The following is an 18,270-nucleotide window of genomic DNA, read 5'->3' on the forward strand; positions in this document are numbered from 1 at the left end:
AAGCTGCCCGCACGGCGCCTTCTGGAGTCTCAGGCTAGGCGATGGGTTGAATGCCGTCCATACAGGAGATTCGTAGTCCCGCCGTGAATCGTGGGGCGCGCGCTGAAGGGGCTGAAAGCGCGCCGCCAGTCGGCGCGAAGTCACGGCGTTTGCAACGTCCCGTCTTTCAACCTCGTCTGCGTCCACGTCGTGACGCTGTTCTCGCACGGATATTTCGCCGCCTCGGCTTCGTCGATGTCGACGCCGAGCCCCGGCTTGTCATTGGCGTAGACGTAGCCGTCACGGAACGCGGGCAGTCCCGGGAATACGTCGAGCAATGCGGCCCTCGGACCTTTGAGATCCTGGATCACGAAGTTGGGCGGCTCGGTCCCGGACCACTCCTGCACGCCGAAATTGCGCGAAGCCAGATCGATGTGGATGTTCGCCGCGTGCGCCATCGGCGACATGTCGCCGGGTCCATGCCATGCGGTCCTGACGCCGAATTGCTCGGCGAAGATCTGCAGCTTTCGCCCCGCGGTAATGCCGCCGATCTGACTCAGATGCACCCGGATGTAATCGATCAGCCGCTCGGTGATCAGAAAGCGCCATTCGTGCGGATTGTTGAAGAGTTCGCCCTGAGCCAGCGGCGTAGTCGTCTTCGCGCGCAGTTGCCGCATCCATTCGCCTTCTTCCAGCGGGATCGCGTCTTCGAGGAAGAACAGATCGTACTGTTCCAGTTCGCAGGCGAAACGGATCGCTTCGACCGGTTTCAGACGTTCGTGCACGTCGTGACACAAGGCGACATCGAAGCCGATCTTGCTGCGAATGCCGTCGAACAGTTTGAGCGTCTCGCGCATGTACTTCCTGCTGTCGAGATATACACCGTCGGCCGAACCCGACGGCGCGCCCGAAGGTGCCTTGCCATAACCGCCACCGCCATAGCCGCCGCTCTGACAGCGAATGTGCGTGATGCCCTGCTCACGATACTTCTGGATGTTCTCGCAGAGTTCGTTGAGGTCGCGGCCATCGGCGTGCCGGTAAATCGGCACGCCTTCACGGCACTTGCCGCCGAACAGCTGATACAACGGCATATTCGCCAGCTTGCCCTTGATGTCCCACAACGCCATGTCGACGCCGGAGATCGCGTTGTTCTCGATCGGCCCGTTGCGCCAGTACGCGTTCTGATGCATCAGTTGCCAGAGTTCCTCGATGGCCTCGGCGTCGCGACCGATCAGCAATGGCCGGAGATACTCCTCGATCAGGCACTTCACCGCGACGTGCCGGTAGGCGAACGTCGCGCATCCGAGACCGACCAGACCCGGCTGGTTCGTCTCCACCTTCACGACGATCAGGTTGATGCCTTCCGGCGCGGTCAGGACGACCTTTACATCGGTAATCAGGGTTGCCATTTTCAGCCTGCTAAAAACGAATCAAGGAAAACAAAGCGGCCCACGCGGTGCTTCACGTGCGATGCAACGACAACGGCGCTTCGTGCTTGGCGCGTTGTTCGGAACGCGCGGGCACGGTGATCATCAGGATCACGGAGAGCAGCAAGCCGGCCGCCATAAAGATGTAGGAAGCCGCCGGGCTGCCGGTCACGCCGTTCAGATAGCCCACCACCCACGAACCCGCGAATGCGCCCAAAGCACCACATGCATTGATCAGGCCGATCGCGCCGCCCAGCACGTTGCTCGGAATCAGCTCAGGCACCAGCGCGAAGAACGGGCCATACGGTGCATACATCGTGGCACCCGCGACCACCAGCAGCGCGAACGAGATCCAGAAATGCGAGCCGCCGATCAGGTACGAGGCGACGAACGCAACGGTGCCGACGAGCAGCAAAGGCCATACGAACAGCTTGCGGTTACGCGTCTTGTCCGAGAGCCACGACGCGAGCAGCATCAGAATGATTGCCGCCAGATAGGGCACCGCCGCGAGCCAGCCGACCGAGACGATATCGATCGTCGACGCGGCCTTGAGAATCGACGGCAGCCACATGATGAAGCCGTACACACCGATGCTCCACAGCGCGTGAATCGCGCAGAACTTCATCACGATCGACGAACGGAATGCCGACTTGTAGTCGCGCACCGGTGCGATATGCGCCTGCTCGGCCTTCAGGCGTGCGTCGAGTTCGATCTTTTCCGCGTCGCTCATCCACGGGGCGTCGGCCGGACGATCTTTCACCGTGAACCACCACACCACGGCCCAAACGAGCGCCGGTGCGCCTTCGAAGACGAACATCTCGCGCCAGCCGAAGCTGCGCACCAGATAGCCCGACACCACCGACATCCACAGCACCGTCACCGGGTTGCCGAGAATCAGGAACGTATTGGCGCGCGAACGCTCGCTGCGCGTGAACCAACGGCTGATATACATCAGCATCGACGGCATGACGGCGGCTTCCACCACGCCGAGGATGAATCGCAGCGCCATCAGCATCGGAATATTGCTGACCATGCCGGTGGCCGCCGCGCACACGCCCCACAGAATCAGGCTGAAAAAGATCAGTTTCTTGACGCTGTTGCGCTGCGCATAGATCGCCCCGGGCACCTGAAACAGGCAGTAGCCGAGAAAGAACAGCGAACCGATCAGCGACGACGTGCCGTGCGTGATGCCGAGATCTCTGTCGATCCCGGCCGCCGCGGCAAAGCCGTAGTTCGCGCGATCGAGATAGGCGAGGCTGTAGGTGATGAAGATGATGGGCATCAGATACCACCATCTTTGGGGTGCTACGGGCTTGACGCTTTCCATGATGTCTCCGGATCGGGTACGGCGCATCCAACAATTGACTACGCGATTGACTGCGCGCGAGTTGTTTTCTTGTTCTGCTGTGCTCGCGCGGACCTGCGTTCGAAACGGCTTCAGAGCACGGCCAGCCAGCCGCCGTCCACGTAAATGATCTGGCCGTTCACATAGCTCGAGGCGGGCGACGCGAGATACACCGCCGTACCGACGAGTTCTTCCGGCTTGCCCCAGCGTTGTGATGGGTTGCTGCTCTTCACCCACGCGTCGAACGCCGCGTTCTCGATCAGCGGCTTGTTCATGTCGGTCAGGATGTAGCCCGGACCGATCGCGTTCGCCTGGATGTTCGAGACCGCCCACTCGGCGCTCATCGCACGCGTCAGCATCTTGATGCCGCCCTTCGCCGCCGTGTACGCGCCGACGGTCGCGCGCGCTGCCTCGCTCGTGAGCGAGCCGATGTTGATGATCTTGCCGCCCGTGCCGCGCGCGATCATGCGGCGCGCGGCCTGCTTCGCGACGATGAACGCGCTGGTCAGGTTCGTGTCGATCACGCGCTGCCAGTCGTTCAGTTCAAGCTCGACGAGCGGCTTGCGGAACTGGATGCCGGCGTTGTTCACGACGATGTCGATCTGCACGCCGTCCTTGTCCCACTGCGCGAAGGCCTCGGCGACGGCCGCTTCGTCGGTGACGTCGAAGGCACGGCCCTGCGCCTTGTAGCCCGCGCTGGCAAGCTTGCTGACCGATTCAGCGACCGTGTCCGCCCGCGTGCCGTTGAGTACGACGCTGGCCCCCGCTGCCGCCAGTCCCTCGGCCAGCGCGTAGCCGATACCACGTGCCGAACCGGTGACAAGCGCCGTGCGGCCGCTCAGATCGAATAGATGAGTCATGCTGGGTCCTCTGTGTGATCAGGAAAAAGGCGCGAGTGCGCCCATCGCGACGGTGCTGCGCGTCGCGTTTCAAATGGGTTGGATCCACTGTTGGCGAAACCGGACTGCGTCAGGTCAGGCCGCCTGGTTGTTGGCGGTGCGGTTCTATGCGGCGCGGTCCTCGAAATCCTGCTCGGCGCGTTTAATCAATGTCAGCACTGCCTGCTCGGCGGCTTGCGGATCGCCCTGCTCGATCGCGACGCAGAGCGCCTCGTGCATCGGCAGCGAACGGGCCGGGCCGCCCTCGATTTCGGAACTGAGTTCGAAGCTGGTGCGCAGGATCGCCGACAGCGCGTTCTGCATCTGCTGGACGAACTGGTTGTGACAGGCGGCAAGGATGGCGCCGTGAAAAGCGAGGTCGGCGGGAACATATTCGCCCTGGCCGGCGACCGCACGCTCCATCGCCTTGAAGGCGCGGCGCACGGCGATGCGATCTTCCGGCGTCGCGCGTTTCGCGGCGAGCCGGGCCGCGTTCGGCTCGATGATCAGGCGCAACTCCATCAGATCTTCGATGAGGCCCGGTTCGATCGCGCCGGCGCGCGCCCGCCAGGTGATCACGTCGGGATCGAACAGTTGCCATTGCGCGCGCGGCAGCACGATGGTGCCGTAACGGCGGCGCACCTGCAGCATGCCCTTGGCCGAGAGCGACTTCATCGTCTCGCGGATGGTGATGCGGCTCACCTGCATCTGCTCGGCGAGAACGGGTTCGGCCGGCAGGATGTCACCGGGCATGAACTTGCCTGAACAGATCTGCTCGCCGAGCTGATTCAGGACCTGCCTGTGTAGCGTTGCCACGATTCACTCTCTAGGTCATACGTATGATGTAGAAAGATAGGCGCGGCAAATCGTTTATGCAACCAGGGTTGACCCGGTAAGCGAACTCGCGAGGTGGGGATCGGGCTTCCAGCCAGCCTGTGCGTTCGCCTTGCGCCGGGTCGGACTGCCGTTCGACACACATCGGCTGAGACTTGCAGCCCAGGCTGGGCTACGACGGATTTTCCGGACTGCAGCGTCATCGTTTTGCAGGCTGGTTAATCGACCGCTTGCTGAAGGACAGGCTGCTTGTTCGAAGGAGGCAGGCAGTTGATGCCTTGGGTCAAACCACCTCTCTGCGGGCCATTTTCTTCATGTGAGCACGCGGCAGCAACGGCAACGGCTCGACTTTCCCGACCACGAACAGATACGACAACGCGCCGACCACGCATAGCGAGCCCGCGACGATGAGCGGGATCACGAACGAGCCCTTCGTGATCGCCAGCATGACGCCTGTGAACGTCGTGATAAAGATCCCTGCGAGGTTGCCGGCGAAGTTCTGGATGCCGCCAAGCGACGCAACGTGGGCCGGCGTCGGGGCGACTTCGCCGACCAGCGTCCAGACGTTCGCGCCAGCGAACGACAAGCTCGCGTAAGCCAGCGAGAACAGCGCAAGGCACGCCCAGATGCTGTCGACGTACGCCGACAGCGCGATCGACGATGACAGCAACATGCCAAGCACCAGACATGTCTTGCGCGCGGCCGTCGCGCTCCATCCGCGCTTGAACAAACCGTCGGACACCAGGCCGCCAAGCCAGCCGCCGGGAATCGCCAGCAGCGCCGGGAGCATGCCCCAGGTCCCTAACGACGCCAGCGAGAAACCACGCGCCTGCAGCAGATAGCTCGGAAACCAGGTGATAAAAAAGTAGATCGCGAAATTCAGGCAAAACAGGCCGATCATCATTCCCCACACCGTCCGGTAGCGAAACAGGTCGAGCCATGAGACCGAGCCGGCGGTATTGGGGGTGGCTAGCGTGGCAGGCAGCCCGCGCTGCGCGAGCAGCGCATCGACCGCATCCGGTGCAATGGCACGGTAGCGCTCCGGATCGCGATAGATGAACCACCAGGCCGCAGCCCAGACAATTCCGAGGCCGCCCGTGATCACGAACGATCCACGCCATCCGACGACGGAGATCAGCCAGGCAACCAGCGGCAGGGACAGCGCCGACCCCACGCGCGAACCGCTGTCGAAAATACTGCTCGCGAGGCCTCGTTCGCTTCGTGGAAACCAGTTGAAGGCCACCTTTGCAAACGATGGAATCGCCGCGGCTTCCCCGACCCCAAGCATCAGCCGAACACCCACGAGCTGCGCAAGACCACGCGCCGCCCCTGTCGCGATCGTGAAGGCCGACCACCAGCCCACGGCCAGCGCGAGACTCACGCGCACACCGACCTTGTCGATGAACCAACCGGCGGGAAGCTGCAGAAAAGCATAGGTCCAGAAGAACGCGCTCAGCACGAGCCCCATGCCGACCGCGTCCAGACCCAGCTCCGCGCGAATGCTCGGCGCGGCGATCGCCAGGTTGGCCCGATCAACGAAGTTGATGACGTTGGCGAGGAAGCACATAAAAATCATGGTCCATCGGATGCGTGGCATGGAAGTCTCCGTCGTGGCTATTTTTGTTACGCCAGTTGAACCGTTCACTGGCGTCTTTGTTGAAAGACAGATGGTGAGAATCGAGTTTCAGGACAGCTTCTCGATGGCTTCCCACAAGCCGTTGATATAGACGGCGCCCAAAGCCCGGTCGTACAAACCGTAGCCCGGCTTGCCGGTTTCGCCCCAGATCATGCGGCCATGATCCGGGCGGAAATAGCCAGTGAATCCCGTGTCGTGATAGGCCTTCACGATCGCGGCGATATCCAGCGAACCGCAACTGGACAGGTGGGCGGACTCTTCGAAATCGCCCTCGGGCGTGATCTTGACGTTGCGGATATGCGCAAAGTGGATGCGCCTCATGGCGCCGAACTCACGCACCAGCGCTTCCACGTTGTTCTGCGGTCCGGCGCCAAGCGAGCCGGAGCACAGCGTCAACCCGTTAGCTTCCGAGTCCACGATCCTGACGATCCGGGCAAGGTCGTCACGGTTCTTCACGATGCGGGGCAAACCGAAGATGGGACGGGGCGGATCGTCCGGATGAATGGCCATCTTCACGCCGCTTGCTTCGGCGACCGGAATGATCGCTTTCAGGAAATACTCCAGATGCTCCCAGAGCCGGGCTTCGTCGACTTCGCGATAGTCGGCGAGCAAGGCCTTCAATTCTTCGGGCTTGTAGCTCGAATCCCAACCAGGCAGCGCAATGCCGTTGTTCGGGTCGATCTCTTCGATTTCCTTCGTGCTGAACGCGAGGCAGGTCGAACCGTCTTCCAGGGTTTTCGACAGTTCCGTGCGGGTCCAGTCGAATACCGGCATGAAGTTGTAGCAGATCACCTTGATGCCGGCGGCCCCGAGGTTGCGGATGGTCTGCTGATAGTTCGCGATAAGCCGATCACGGCTCAGTTTGCCGAGCTTGATGTCTTCGTGCACGGGCACGGACTCGACCACTTCGAATCGGAGACCGGCCTGCTCGATCGTCGATTTCAAGGCCGCTATCTTTTCCGCGGGCCACACCTCGCCGACCGGTTCGTCGTAAATCGCGGACACGATATCCGTCATGCCAGGAATCTGGCGAATGTATTGCAGCGTGACGGGATCGGACTCGCCGTACCACCGGAAAGACATCTTCACGACTTCACTCCTTTCATTGATTGCGCGGACCTTGATGCATCGAGGACGTCAACGCAGTGAGCCCCTGATGGCTGCGGATTATGATTGGTTGACCACTTTCATACGATAGTGGTTTACCAGTGTGCCACCTCGCTACCCGCGTATTTTCGGTACTTCCAGCGATATTCAGCATTTCTGATGCCGGACAGAATGTGCTGCCTTTCTGAATTGGTGTACCATTTTTCGGATGAACGCGAAGTTCGCTTTCGATACGTCAATTCACGAGCAACTCAATGACTGACCTCTCCCTCCAACCGTTCAACCAGAGACAGGATGCAGAAGGCGCGGACCGTTCCTACCTCGGCCTCGCGAAGCAGATTCACGCGTTGATCGCGGCGGGAGACTTCGCGACGGGATCGAGACTGCCTTCTGAGCGCACCCTGGCGGACAAATTCAACGTCAGCCGCACGCAGGTGCGCGAAGCGATCATTGCGCTGGAAGTCCACGGTGTCGTCGAGGTGCGCGGCGGTTCAGGGATCTATGTGGCGACAGACCTGGGCGCGAGACCCGTGACTTTCGAGTTGCCACGCGGCCCGGGGCCGATCGAAACGCTGCGGGCACGGGCGTTGATCGAGTCCGAAGTAGCGGCCCTCGCAGCCACCGAGCGCAAAGACAGCGACCTCGATCGAATTTTTTTCGCGCTCACTACGATGCGCGAGAACATGCACGACAAGCAGGCCAACGACGCCGCGGACCGGCAGTTTCACCTGTGTATCGCGCAAGCCACCGGCAATACCGTGCTATTGCACATGGTCACCGCGATGTGGGACTGCGCGCGCAGCGATCCGCTGTGGGAAAAGATCGAGGAGCACTTTCACACGACGGCTTTGCGGGAGGCGTCGCAGGAAGACCATCAGCGGATCTTCGCCGCCATCATGGCCCGTGATCCAGCCGCGGCTCGTGAGGCGATGCAAACCCATCTGGCGCGCGTGGTCAGCGAGTTTACGCAAGCCTGGCGTTGAAACTACTCGTCCCGCCGGGCCATGCTGCCGTGATATGCGCAGTTTTCAACGCGCAACGGTCGTCGGCGAAGACCGACGACCCCAATTGCTCTTCGCCGATGCGCACGGTCGGACCGGCGCATGTCCGCCGGTTCTCCAATGGCGTCCGTCAAGTCGACCGCGACCGCGACCGCGACCGCGAAGATTACGTCAATGCCTGGGCGTAGCGCGCTTCGTTGAGATCGGAGATCAGCGTCGGGCCCTCCGGTTGCCAGCCCAGACGCGCCTGCGTCTGCGCACTCGATGCCGGCATATCGAGCGCGGCGAACATCGCCATCCATCCGAAATGCGCCGGCGCTTCCTCACGGGCGATCGAGACGACCGGCACATTCAGGCCGCGCCCCAGCGCCTGCGCAATCTCAAGAACACTGACGCCCTCTTCACCGACCGCGTGATAGTGCGCACCCGCTTCACCCTTCTCGATCGCGAGCCGGTACAGCCGCACGACGTCCGAAAGATGCCCCGCCGGCCAGCGGTTTTGCCCCTCCTCCACGTATGCGCAAACGCCTTTCTCACGCACCAACTGGATAAGCGGTGTGATGAGGCCCTGCCGGTACGGGTTATGCACTTGCGGCAGGCGCATCACCGACACGTTGATCCCCGAGTCGAGCAGCGCGTTGCCGGCCAGCTCCGATCCGATGCGCGGGTTCGGGTGCTGGGTGTTGAACACGTCCTCGGTGGCCGGTTGCCCGTCGCTGCGGCTGCCGACGCCCGTGCCGGACGTGATGAGAAGCGGACGATCGGAGCCGGCAAGCGCGGAGCCGAGTGCCGCGATCGCATGCTTGTCTTTCTCGCAGTTTTCCACGAAGCGGGAGAAATCGTGGTCGAACGCGAGATGAATGACGGCGTCCGCCTTCTCGGCGCCGCTACGCAGGCTGGCGGCGTCTTCGAGCGAGCCGCGATGGACTTCGGCGCCCACCGCGCGCAGCGCCTGCGCGCCCGCATCGGAACGAGTCATACCGATCACTTGATGACCGGCTTCGATGAGTTCGGGAACCAGCGCCGAGCCGATGAAGCCGGTCGCGCCTGTCAGAAAGATACGCATTGGGAGTCTCCAGGGTGGTCACCCATGCACTATGCGATCATCCGCTATCCTGTTGAAGTAGTAACTTTATCCCGGTAAAACGACTAACAGGCTCCTCATGTCAGTGAACGCCGCCCAAACCCTTGGGGATTTCCTGCGCAGCCGCCGCACGCGGCTCGATCCGGCCAGCTTTGGCTTCTCGGGCCGCAGGCGCACGCCGGGACTCCGCAGGGAAGAAGTGGCCCAACGCGCGAACATCAGCTCAACCTGGTACACGTGGCTCGAACAGGGTCGCGGCGGCGCGCCCTCGGCGGAGGTGCTCGAACGCATCTGCGCAGCGCTGATGCTGACGGACACCGAGCGCGAACATCTCTTCATACTGGGTCTCGGGCGGCCAGCGGAAGTGCGTTCCCGTAGCGTCGACGGCGTGAACCCGCGCCTTCAGCGCGTGCTCGATTCTCTCGACGCGAGCCCGGCGATCATCAAGACAGCAACGTGGGACGTCGTGGGCTGGAATCGTGCCGCAGCCGTCGTGCTCACCGACTACGGCACGCTGGCGCCGGGCCAGCGCAACATCCTGCGCTTTCTGTTCGGCGACCCGAACGTCCGCGCGAAACAGCACGACTGGGAGAGCGTCGCGCACTTCGTCGTGGGGGCGTTCCGGGCGGACGTGGCGCGTGCCGGGCTTGCTTCCGAAGTGGGTGATCTCGTGGACGATCTGTGCCGCACCAGTCCCGACTTCGAACGCATGTGGCGGGAAAACCAGGTGTTGAGCCACGGCGAAGGCGAGAACGTAAAACACCTCCTGCATCCCAAGCTGGGGCCCATCGAGATGGAGTATTCACTGTTCGCAGTCGATGGTCGACCGGACCTCAGTATGCTTGTGTACACACCGCTCGACGCGCAGATGGCGGAGCGCATCCGCACTGCCGTTGCGCAACATCGATTGATGGCGGCCTGATGTCGAGCTGGTAGTCTGAAGTAGAGACGTGCTCAAGTCCTGCCGCAAACCTGCAAGATTCTGAACGGCGCCTCACATAGGCCGTCCAGCATTACGATATGCGCCGCGGATCATCCGCGGCGCATGTTTCGACGATCCCAATCAACTCGATCCCACGCCCCCGCTGAACATCACCGGCAGAGGCGTGGTGCTTCAGGCCGAAGCCAGATCGAAGCGATCGAGATTCATCACCTTCGCCCAGGCAGCGACGAAGTCGCGCACGAACTTCTCCTGACCGTCCGCGCTTGCATAGACTTCGCCCAGCGCACGCAACACGGAGTGGGAGCCGAATACCAGATCCACGCGCGTGCCGGTCCACTTGGACTTGCCGGTCGCGCGATCGCTTGCCTGGAACAGGTCGTTCGCCTCGGACTGCGGCTTCCATTGCGTGCCCATGTCGAGCAGATTGCGGAAGAAGTCGTTGCTCAGCACGCCCGGACGATCCGTGAACACTCCATGAGCTTCCTTGCCCGCCTGAACGCCCAACACGCGCAAGCCGCCGACCAGCACCGTCATTTCCGGTGCGGTGAGCGTGAGGAGTTGCGCCTTGTCGACCAGCAGCGCCTCAGCCGAGGCGGGGAACTTGCGCTGGAGGTAGTTGCGGAAGCCATCCGCCAGTGGTTCGAGCGCGCCGACCGATTCCACGTCGGTCTGTTCCTGCGACGCATCCATGCGGCCCGGCGCGAACGGCACCGTCACCTTGTGGCCGCCCTTCTCCGCGGCTTGCTCGACGCCCACGCCGCCCGCCAGCACGATCAGATCGGCAAGCGACACCTTCTTGCCGCCCGACTGCGTACCATTGAACTCGCTCTGAATGCCTTCGAGCTTCTTGAGCACCTTGGCGAGCTGTTCCGGCTGGTTGACCGCCCAGTCCTTCTGCGGCGCGAGACGAATACGCGCGCCGTTGGCGCCGCCGCGCTTGTCCGAGCCGCGGAAAGTGGAGGCCGACGCCCACGCGGTCGACACCAGTTCGGCAACCGAAAGCCCCGAAGCCGCGATCTTCTGCTTGAGCGCGGCGACGTCAGCATCGTTCACAAGGGGATGGTCGACCGCCGGAATCGGATCCTGCCAGACCAGTTCCTCGCTGGGCACTTCAGGACCGAGGTAACGCGCACGCGGACCCATGTCGCGGTGCGTCAGCTTGAACCAGGCGCGAGCAAAGGCGTCGGCAAACTCGCCCGGGTTATCCATGAAGCGGCGCGAGATTTTCTCGTACACCGGATCGAGGCGCAGCGACAGGTCCGTGGTTAGCATGGTCGGACGGATTTTCTTCGACGGGTCGTGCGCGTGCGGAATCGTCTCCCCGCCATTTTTCGCGACCCACTGATTCGCGCCGGCCGGACTTTTCGTCAGTTCCCATTCGAGGCCGAACAGGTTCTGGAAGAAGCCCATGCCCCACTGCGTGGGCGTGCTGCTCCACGTCACTTCCAGACCGCTCGTGATCGTGTCGGCGCCCCTGCCGCTGCCGAAGCTGTTCGTCCAGCCGAGGCCCTGATTCTCAAGACCGGCCGATTCGGGTTCGGCACCGACGTTGTCCGCCGGACCTGCGCCGTGCGTCTTGCCGAAGGTGTGGCCGCCGGCGATCAGCGCGACGGTTTCCTCGTCGTTCATCGCCATCCGGCCGAAGGTCTCGCGGATATCATGCGCCGCCGCAAGCGGGTCGGGGTTGCCGTCCGGGCCTTCCGGGTTCACGTAGATCAGGCCCATCTGCACTGCACCAAGCGGATTTTCCAGATTGCGTCCCGCGTCGGTGCGGCTTTTTTCGGTGCCGTGGAGTTCTTCGTCTGCGACGATCACACCTTCGTCGTCGTTGTCATTGCCGGCTGCGCCTTTGCCGTAGCGGACATCGCCGCCCAGCCAGGTTTTTTCATTGCCCCAGTAGACGTCCTGATCCGGCTCCCACGTGTCTTCGCGACCGCCGCCGAAGCCGAAGGTCTTGAAACCCATGGTTTCCAGTGCGACGTTGCCGGTGAGGATCAGCAGGTCGGCCCAGGAAAGCTTCTGGCCGTATTTTTGCTTGATCGGCCAGAGTAGACGGCGGGCCTTGTCGAGGCTCACGTTGTCCGGCCAGCTGTTGAGCGGCGCGAAACGCTGCTGGCCGCGTCCAGCGCCGCCGCGGCCATCGCCGATGCGATAGGTGCCGGCGCTGTGCCATGCCATACGGATGAAAAGCGGACCGTAGTGGCCGAAGTCAGCCGGCCACCAATCCTGCGAGTCGGTCATGAGCGCGGCGAGATCTTTCTTGACAGCCGCGAGATCGAGCGTTTTGAAAGCTTCGGCGTAGTTGAAGTTCGGATCCAGCGGATTCGACTTGCTCGAGTGCTGGCTCAGCAAATCCAGCCTAAGCTGTTGCGGCCACCAGTCACGGTTCGTCGTGCCGCCACCGGCGGCGTGTTGGAACGGACACTGCCCTTTGTCAGACATGGATATCCTCCTGAAGGTCTACAAATTATGCTCTTTCGTCGGCCAATCACCCAGACCTCGGTCGTGCACAGGTGATAAGGGAATAATGTAGAGGATTGTGGCAACCGCCAATCGTTAAAGTTGATCGGCGCGTTAGGTAAAGTTGATCGGCGTGTTAGAAACCGGCAATCGCGGTTGTGGCACACCGCCTGGCAATGCGGGCTTGGCAAGCGGCATTGAACGGATGCTGTAGCGTGTCAGGTTCTGCACTGATGCGCATGAACACTGGCTGAAAATATTCTCAATTACGCGTACGGCGGATTTGAGTCGTCGCCGACACGAAACGTGTTGCGCGCGCGTTGCCTGCGGCTTGCGCGTAATCCGCGCGCCGGGACACTTTCAGAACGCTTCATTAGGCATCGAGCCGATTTGAATTCACGAATGTGTCACACGCACCGTGCTCGGAAGACAGACGGATTTCAGGTGAGTTCGGTGAAGTGGTGCCAAGCGGCGAAGCGCGCGGCCACCGCCGGGTACTCTCAGCTGTCACTGGGCGTATCGGCTAAGGCTTCGCCTCGATTCGCTTCGAGTCCGTGGTCACAGCGAGGCGGCTTTGTACCGAGACGAGTTGGTCATCCGTGGTCGCCACGAGCCATAGACGCGCGTGCTCCGCGATAAGCCGATTGTGGTCCTTCAGCGGGCCCATTGCGCTGGCCGCCTTCCACACCACCGGGCCGATTCGGCTACTCCTGCCCGACGGCGCGCCTACCAGCAGGCAGTAAGGTCCCAGTGGCAGCGATACAAACGGAAGCGCGGGACTGACACCTACTCGCCAGTCGATGAACGGCGTATCGCTGATCAACAGCGGCATGGACAACCCATACAGCACACTGAAATCGTACAGCGCCAGTTGGTCCCGCATACCGGAGTAAATGCGCCGGACGTCGTCAATCACTGCCGCCCGGATTTCGTCGTCGAACATGGGCTCCTGCGTGTAGCGGGCCAATGCTTCCCGAGCTTGCCATTGATAGGCGCTGAACAGGCCGAGTTCCACGCAGTCCTGCACAGCGCGCTGAACCTCCGCGACCGAGCCGCCCTCCTCTGGCTTGCCCAACTGCGCAGCCCGCAAAAACCGCGCGAGTCCCGCGTCCTGGATCGCGGGACCATCCACGGATGCATCGTCTGCAACGTCCTTATCAAGCGGTACGTAGATATATTTCTCGGCCGCGAACCGCGATTTCTTGCCTTCATCAAACTTGATCTGACCATCAACGCAATCCAGATAGCGAGTGCCGATGTGGCCATGCTCCCAAACCCAATTCTTCAGAAGCGGACGTAGCGGATGCAGTTTGTCTTGATCGGTCATTGAAGCCTCCAGGTGCCCCAGTATAGTTCCTGGTCGTCGATCGTTCGCTGGAGACCTGGATGATCCACTGCCCTCAAGTACTTTCCGCCACGAGCAGATCTTCGATCATGATCGGCAACTTGCGCACGCGTACACCGGTCGCATGATGCGTGGCGTCGGTAATCGCGGCCGCGATCCCCGCAAGGCCGATTTCCGCGATGCCGCGCACGCCAAGCTCATTGAACACCGTGTCCGGATGATCGAGAAAGGTCACGTCGAGTTCGGGCGTATCCGCATTCGACGCGATGATGTAGTCGGCCAGGTTGCTGTTGATCGGTGCGCCCGTCCGGGCGTCGTACATCGTGTGCTCGAACAGCGCCATCCCGACGCCCATCACGACTGCGCCTTCGATCTGGTTGCGCGCAGCGTGCGGATTGACGATGCGTCCTCCATCGATCACCGTGACGACACGGCTCACGCACAACCGCGCGATCTCCGGCTGCCACGTGACCTCGGCGAAATGCGCGCCGTATGAATAAATGGAGAAGCGCTTTTTAAGCGGATCGTCGAAGCCGCCCGTGGCGCTGCCACTTCCCGACGCGGCGCGCATTTTCGCTGCTTCGAGAATCTGGACGAACGGCACGCCGCGCTCCGGCGCATCTTCCTTCCGATGCACACGTCCCGCGCTGAACGCGAGCGTATCTTCTGCCGCGCCTTTGAATGGCGAACCGTCGACTGCCGCGGCACGCGAGAGCAACAGCTTGATCGCCGAACGCACCGCGTCGAACACCGCCGGGACCACCGATGCCGTCACCGCGCTACCGCCCGAAACCGGTCCCGGTGGCAACATCGAATCGCCGAGACCGACTTCGATGCGCTCGAGTGGAATGCCGGTCTCTTCCGCCACCAGTTGCGCGAGCACCGTGTACGTGCCGGTGCCGATGTCCTGCGTGCCGCACACCACCCGGGCGCTGCCGTCCTCTCGAAGATCGACGTTGGCCGCAGCGGAAAAGCGCACGCCCGGCCAGACACAGGCGCCGACGCCCCAGCCGAGTGTCAGGCCGTCGCGCCGCATCGATCCGACGTCCGGCGTGCGCCGTGACCAGCCGAACCGCTCGGCGCCAGTGCGCAAACACTCGACGAGATGCCGCGACGAGAACGGCAAACCAGTGCTTTCGTCGGTACGCGGTTCGTTGCGCAGCCTCAACTCGACAGGATCGAGATTCAACTCGCGCGCCAGTTCGTTCATCGCCGATTCGATGGCGTACAGGCCAGGCACGGCGCCGGGGCCACGCATCGCCGTGGGAGAGCCGACGTTACGGCGCGCGAGGCCGGAGGTCACGCGCAGGTTCGGCGTGCTGTAGATGACCGGCGTGACTTCGCCGCAGCTTTCCTGGTATTCGTCGGCGATGGCGGTGTGATTGACGTAATCGTGCCGCAACGACGTGAGCTTGCCGTCGCGTTCGGCCGAGAGCCGCACGCGCTGCTGCGTGACCGGACGATGGCCGACGTTCTGGAACATCATCTTGCGGCTCACGACCAGCTTCACCGGGCGACCGGTCTGACGCGTCGCGGCGGCCGCCAGCAGCGTGTGCGGCCACACCCACAGCTTTCCGCCGAAGCCTGATCCCAGGTAACGCGAGATCACGCGGATCTTTTCCTTCGGCACGCCGAGCATCTGCGAGAGCGTGCCGAGGTGGATCGAAATGGACTGCGTCGTCTCGTAGAACGTGTAGTTTTCGCCGTCCCACTGTGCGATCGACGCGTGCAGTTCGATCGGGTTGTGCGTTTCGGTCGGCGTCGCGTAAGTTGCGTCGACGCTCGCTGCCGCCGTGTCGAACGCGGAATCCGGATCGCCGCGCTCGTTCTCGACCTTGGGTTTGCCGTCGGGCTCGAGCTCATCGCGCACGTCGTGCGGCGTGAGTTCGTAGCTCGCTTCGATCGCCGCCGCTGCGGCGCTCGCGGCCTCGAAGGTGTCGGCAATCACGAGCGCGATGTACTGCCCGTAGTAGCGAATGACGTCGTCTTCGAAGGGCGGCCGCGCTTCGTCGACATAGCCGGTCTCCATCGAATTGCCGGAGATCCGGTAGAAGCGGCCGATATTGCCCCGATGCAGCACCGCGTGGACGCCGGGCATCGCCTCGGCGCCCGCAATGTCGAGCGACGTAAGCCGGCCGCTCGCGATCGTGCTGCACACCGGCACCGCAATCAGCAAGCCGGGCAGATCGACATCGGATGTATAGGTTGCGCCGCCGCTGACCTTCAGCGGGCCGTCGACGCGCGCATGGGGCCGTCCGATCACGGACAGCACGGAGTCGGGCAAGGTAGTCATGGTGCGTTCCTCTCGATCGGCGGTTCAGGGCGTGGCCGTAGCCTGGCTCAGTGCGTGGACGATGCAGCGCCGCGCCAGTTCGACCTTGAAGCCGTTCTGGCTTTGCGGCTTCGCGTTCGCGAGTGCGGCGTCCGCGGCCTTGCGGAAGGTTGCAGTGTCGGGCGTCGCACCTTTCAGCACCGCCTCCGCTTCGAGCGCATGCCATGGCCTGGTGCCGACGCCGCCGAGCGCAACGCGTGCATGCGCGATGCGTCCACCGTCGAGCGTCACGACCACCGCAGCCGACGCCAACGCGAATTCGTACGACGCGCGATCGCGCAGCTTCAGGTAAACCGAACGCGCACCCACTGGCAGAGGCGGCAGTGTCACGTGCGTGATGAGGTCTCCCGGGTCGAGCACGTTCTCGCGCTGCGGCGTTGCGCCGGGCAACAGGAAGAAGTCGTCGATCGCGATGCTGCGCGCACCGCTCGTCCCTTCGACATGAATGGTCGCGTCGAGCGCCGTCAGCGCGACATTCATGTCCGACGGGTTCGTGGCGATGCACGCGTCGCTGGTGCCGAGAATCGCCAGCGTCCGATTGAATCCCTGGATCGCGGGACATCCCGAGCCCGGATCGCGCTTGTTGCATGGCATCGCGGTGTCGCGAAAGTAGACGCAACGCGTGCGTTGCAGCAGGTTGCCGCCGGTCGTTGCCATGTTTCGCAACTGAGCCGACGCGCCCGCAAGCAACGCCTGCGACAGCACGGCGTAAGACTCGCGAATCAGCGGATGCAACGCCAGGTCCGCATTGCGCGCCGTAGAACCGATTTTCACGCCGCCGTCGGGCAGCGCTTCGATGCGATCTAGCGGCAGACGGCTGATGTCGATGACACGCGTGGGCCGCTCGACGTTCAGCTTCATGAGATCGAGCAATGTCGTGCCGCCGGCGAGAAACCGGACTTGCGCGCCTTGCTGGGCCGTCGCCGAGGCCGCGGCTGCGGCGATCGCGTCAGACACACCGTTGGCGCGTGATAACTGGAACATGTCCATGATGGCGCTCCTCAGGACTGGCCGCGCACGCGCTGGATCGCCGCGACGATGTTCTGGTAGGCGCCGCAGCGGCACAGATTGCCGCTCATCGCTTCGCGCACGTCGGCGTCGCCGGGCCCGACCGCTTCATCGAGCAAGGCAACTGCGGACATGATCTGGCCCGACGTGCAGTAGCCGCACTGGTAGCCGTCGCATTCTACAAACGCGGCCTGCATCGGATGCAGCGCATCGGGCTGGCCGATACCTTCGATGGTCGCGATTTCGTCGCCGGCGTGAGTGCCCGCCAGCGACAGGCACGCATTCACACGCCGTCCGTTCACGTGCACGGTGCACGCGCCGCACTGACCGTGATCGCAGCCCTTTTTGGTGCCGGTGAGGTGCAGATGCTCGCGCAGCGCGTCCAGCAGCGTGGTACGCGGATCGAGCAACAGCTTGTAGACGTTGCCATTGACGTTCAGTTCGACGGGCATCGCCGTGTCCGCGGAAGCATGGCGACTCGTTCGGGTCGCGGCGCTCTGTTGCGGGGTGTCGGTGTTGGAAGCGGTCTGTTGCATCGTGGTTTCTCCTCGTGGGAAGAGCGGCCGGAATCTGCGTCTCTCGAGGTCGACACACGCGGAAATTGGGGCCGTTATAGATCGATGGCGGATTGTGGGGCGTTCAGGGACCGAGCGACGAAGTCGCGTGCCGCGAGCGCAAGCGATAGTGCAGCAAGCGTAATGCCTGCCTGAGCAGGGGCCGAAAATTAAAGGGCGTTGTGTGCCGCAGCAACTGGGAAATCGGGTGGTTGGCCCCAACGGGCAGTGAATTCGGCGTGTAGATAACCGCCCTCCCACAGTCACGCGGCGAAGCACGTCCGAAAAAATCTCCCCACAGCGCCGGTCAATTTCGGCGTCCTGCGCAACACATCTG

At 62.8% G+C, this 18,270-nt stretch carries 14 protein-coding genes; 2 read left to right on the plus strand and 12 right to left on the minus strand.

The genetic code is table 11. The features are described from left to right. Window positions 1-140: 140 nt before the first annotated feature. From PQQ53_RS15655 to uxuA, 6 genes are all read right to left on the minus strand, one after another. The gene (locus PQQ53_RS15655) at window positions 141-1,388 is read right to left on the minus strand and encodes an enolase C-terminal domain-like protein (RefSeq protein ID WP_408144746.1); all 1,248 of its coding nucleotides are present in this window, start codon (window positions 1,386-1,388) and stop codon (window positions 141-143) included. Window positions 1,389-1,440: 52 nt separating this feature from the next. Next, a complete protein-coding gene (locus tag PQQ53_RS15660) occupies window positions 1,441-2,733 on the minus strand; it encodes an MFS transporter (protein WP_408324759.1) in 1,293 nt (430 codons plus the stop codon). A gap of 110 nt (window positions 2,734-2,843) precedes the next feature. Next, the gene (locus tag PQQ53_RS15665; protein WP_408144748.1) at window positions 2,844-3,611 is read right to left on the minus strand and encodes an SDR family oxidoreductase; all 768 of its coding nucleotides are present in this window, start codon (window positions 3,609-3,611) and stop codon (window positions 2,844-2,846) included. A 144-nt stretch (window positions 3,612-3,755) separates the two neighbouring features. Next, the gene (locus PQQ53_RS15670) at window positions 3,756-4,445 is read right to left on the minus strand and encodes a FadR/GntR family transcriptional regulator (protein WP_408324760.1); all 690 of its coding nucleotides are present in this window, start codon (window positions 4,443-4,445) and stop codon (window positions 3,756-3,758) included. A 301-nt stretch (window positions 4,446-4,746) separates the two neighbouring features. Further along, window positions 4,747-6,060, minus strand: coding sequence for an MFS transporter (locus tag PQQ53_RS15675; protein ID WP_408144752.1), 1,314 nt, complete (start codon window positions 6,058-6,060; stop codon window positions 4,747-4,749). Window positions 6,061-6,147: 87 nt separating this feature from the next. Continuing rightward, window positions 6,148-7,188: a mannonate dehydratase gene (gene uxuA, locus PQQ53_RS15680; protein WP_408144754.1), complete on the minus strand. Its 1,041-nt coding sequence runs from the start codon at window positions 7,186-7,188 to the stop codon at window positions 6,148-6,150. A 272-nt stretch (window positions 7,189-7,460) separates the two neighbouring features. Here uxuA and PQQ53_RS15685 point away from each other — a divergent pair, with 272 nt between their 5' ends. Beyond that, window positions 7,461-8,189 (plus strand): FadR/GntR family transcriptional regulator, encoded by a 729-nt coding sequence (locus tag PQQ53_RS15685; protein ID WP_408144756.1) that lies wholly within the window; start codon window positions 7,461-7,463, stop codon window positions 8,187-8,189. Window positions 8,190-8,373: 184 nt separating this feature from the next. On the opposite strand, the gene PQQ53_RS15690 is transcribed toward PQQ53_RS15685, so the two are convergent. Beyond that, the gene (locus PQQ53_RS15690) at window positions 8,374-9,273 is read right to left on the minus strand and encodes an SDR family oxidoreductase (protein ID WP_408324761.1); all 900 of its coding nucleotides are present in this window, start codon (window positions 9,271-9,273) and stop codon (window positions 8,374-8,376) included. Window positions 9,274-9,370: 97 nt separating this feature from the next. Here PQQ53_RS15690 and PQQ53_RS15695 point away from each other — a divergent pair, with 97 nt between their 5' ends. Beyond that, window positions 9,371-10,213, plus strand: a complete 843-nt coding sequence (locus PQQ53_RS15695) for a helix-turn-helix transcriptional regulator (protein WP_408324763.1) — start codon at window positions 9,371-9,373, stop codon at window positions 10,211-10,213. A gap of 192 nt (window positions 10,214-10,405) precedes the next feature. On the opposite strand, the gene katG is transcribed toward PQQ53_RS15695, so the two are convergent. The 5 genes from katG to PQQ53_RS15720 form a co-directional block, all read right to left on the minus strand. After that, entirely contained in the window at window positions 10,406-12,676 is a 2,271-nt protein-coding gene (gene katG / locus PQQ53_RS15700) for a catalase/peroxidase HPI (protein WP_408324765.1), read from the minus strand. 541 nt (window positions 12,677-13,217) lie between these two features. Beyond that, window positions 13,218-14,021, minus strand: a complete 804-nt coding sequence (locus tag PQQ53_RS15705) for a hypothetical protein (protein ID WP_408153610.1) — start codon at window positions 14,019-14,021, stop codon at window positions 13,218-13,220. Window positions 14,022-14,094: 73 nt separating this feature from the next. Then, window positions 14,095-16,332 carry a xanthine dehydrogenase family protein molybdopterin-binding subunit gene (locus PQQ53_RS15710; RefSeq protein WP_408324766.1) on the minus strand — a complete coding sequence of 746 codons (2,238 nt, stop codon included), beginning with the start codon at window positions 16,330-16,332 and terminating at the stop codon, window positions 14,095-14,097. A 24-nt stretch (window positions 16,333-16,356) separates the two neighbouring features. Continuing rightward, complete coding sequence (locus PQQ53_RS15715; RefSeq protein ID WP_408324768.1) at window positions 16,357-17,361, minus strand: FAD binding domain-containing protein; 1,005 nt, start codon at window positions 17,359-17,361, stop codon at window positions 16,357-16,359. An 11-nt stretch (window positions 17,362-17,372) separates the two neighbouring features. Next, the gene (locus PQQ53_RS15720; protein WP_238812702.1) at window positions 17,373-17,831 is read right to left on the minus strand and encodes a (2Fe-2S)-binding protein; all 459 of its coding nucleotides are present in this window, start codon (window positions 17,829-17,831) and stop codon (window positions 17,373-17,375) included. Window positions 17,832-18,270 lie beyond the last annotated feature (439 nt).

Source organism: Paraburkholderia strydomiana (assembly GCF_046030495.1).
In the GTDB taxonomy this organism is placed as follows: Bacteria; Pseudomonadota; Gammaproteobacteria; order Burkholderiales; family Burkholderiaceae; genus Paraburkholderia; species Paraburkholderia strydomiana_A.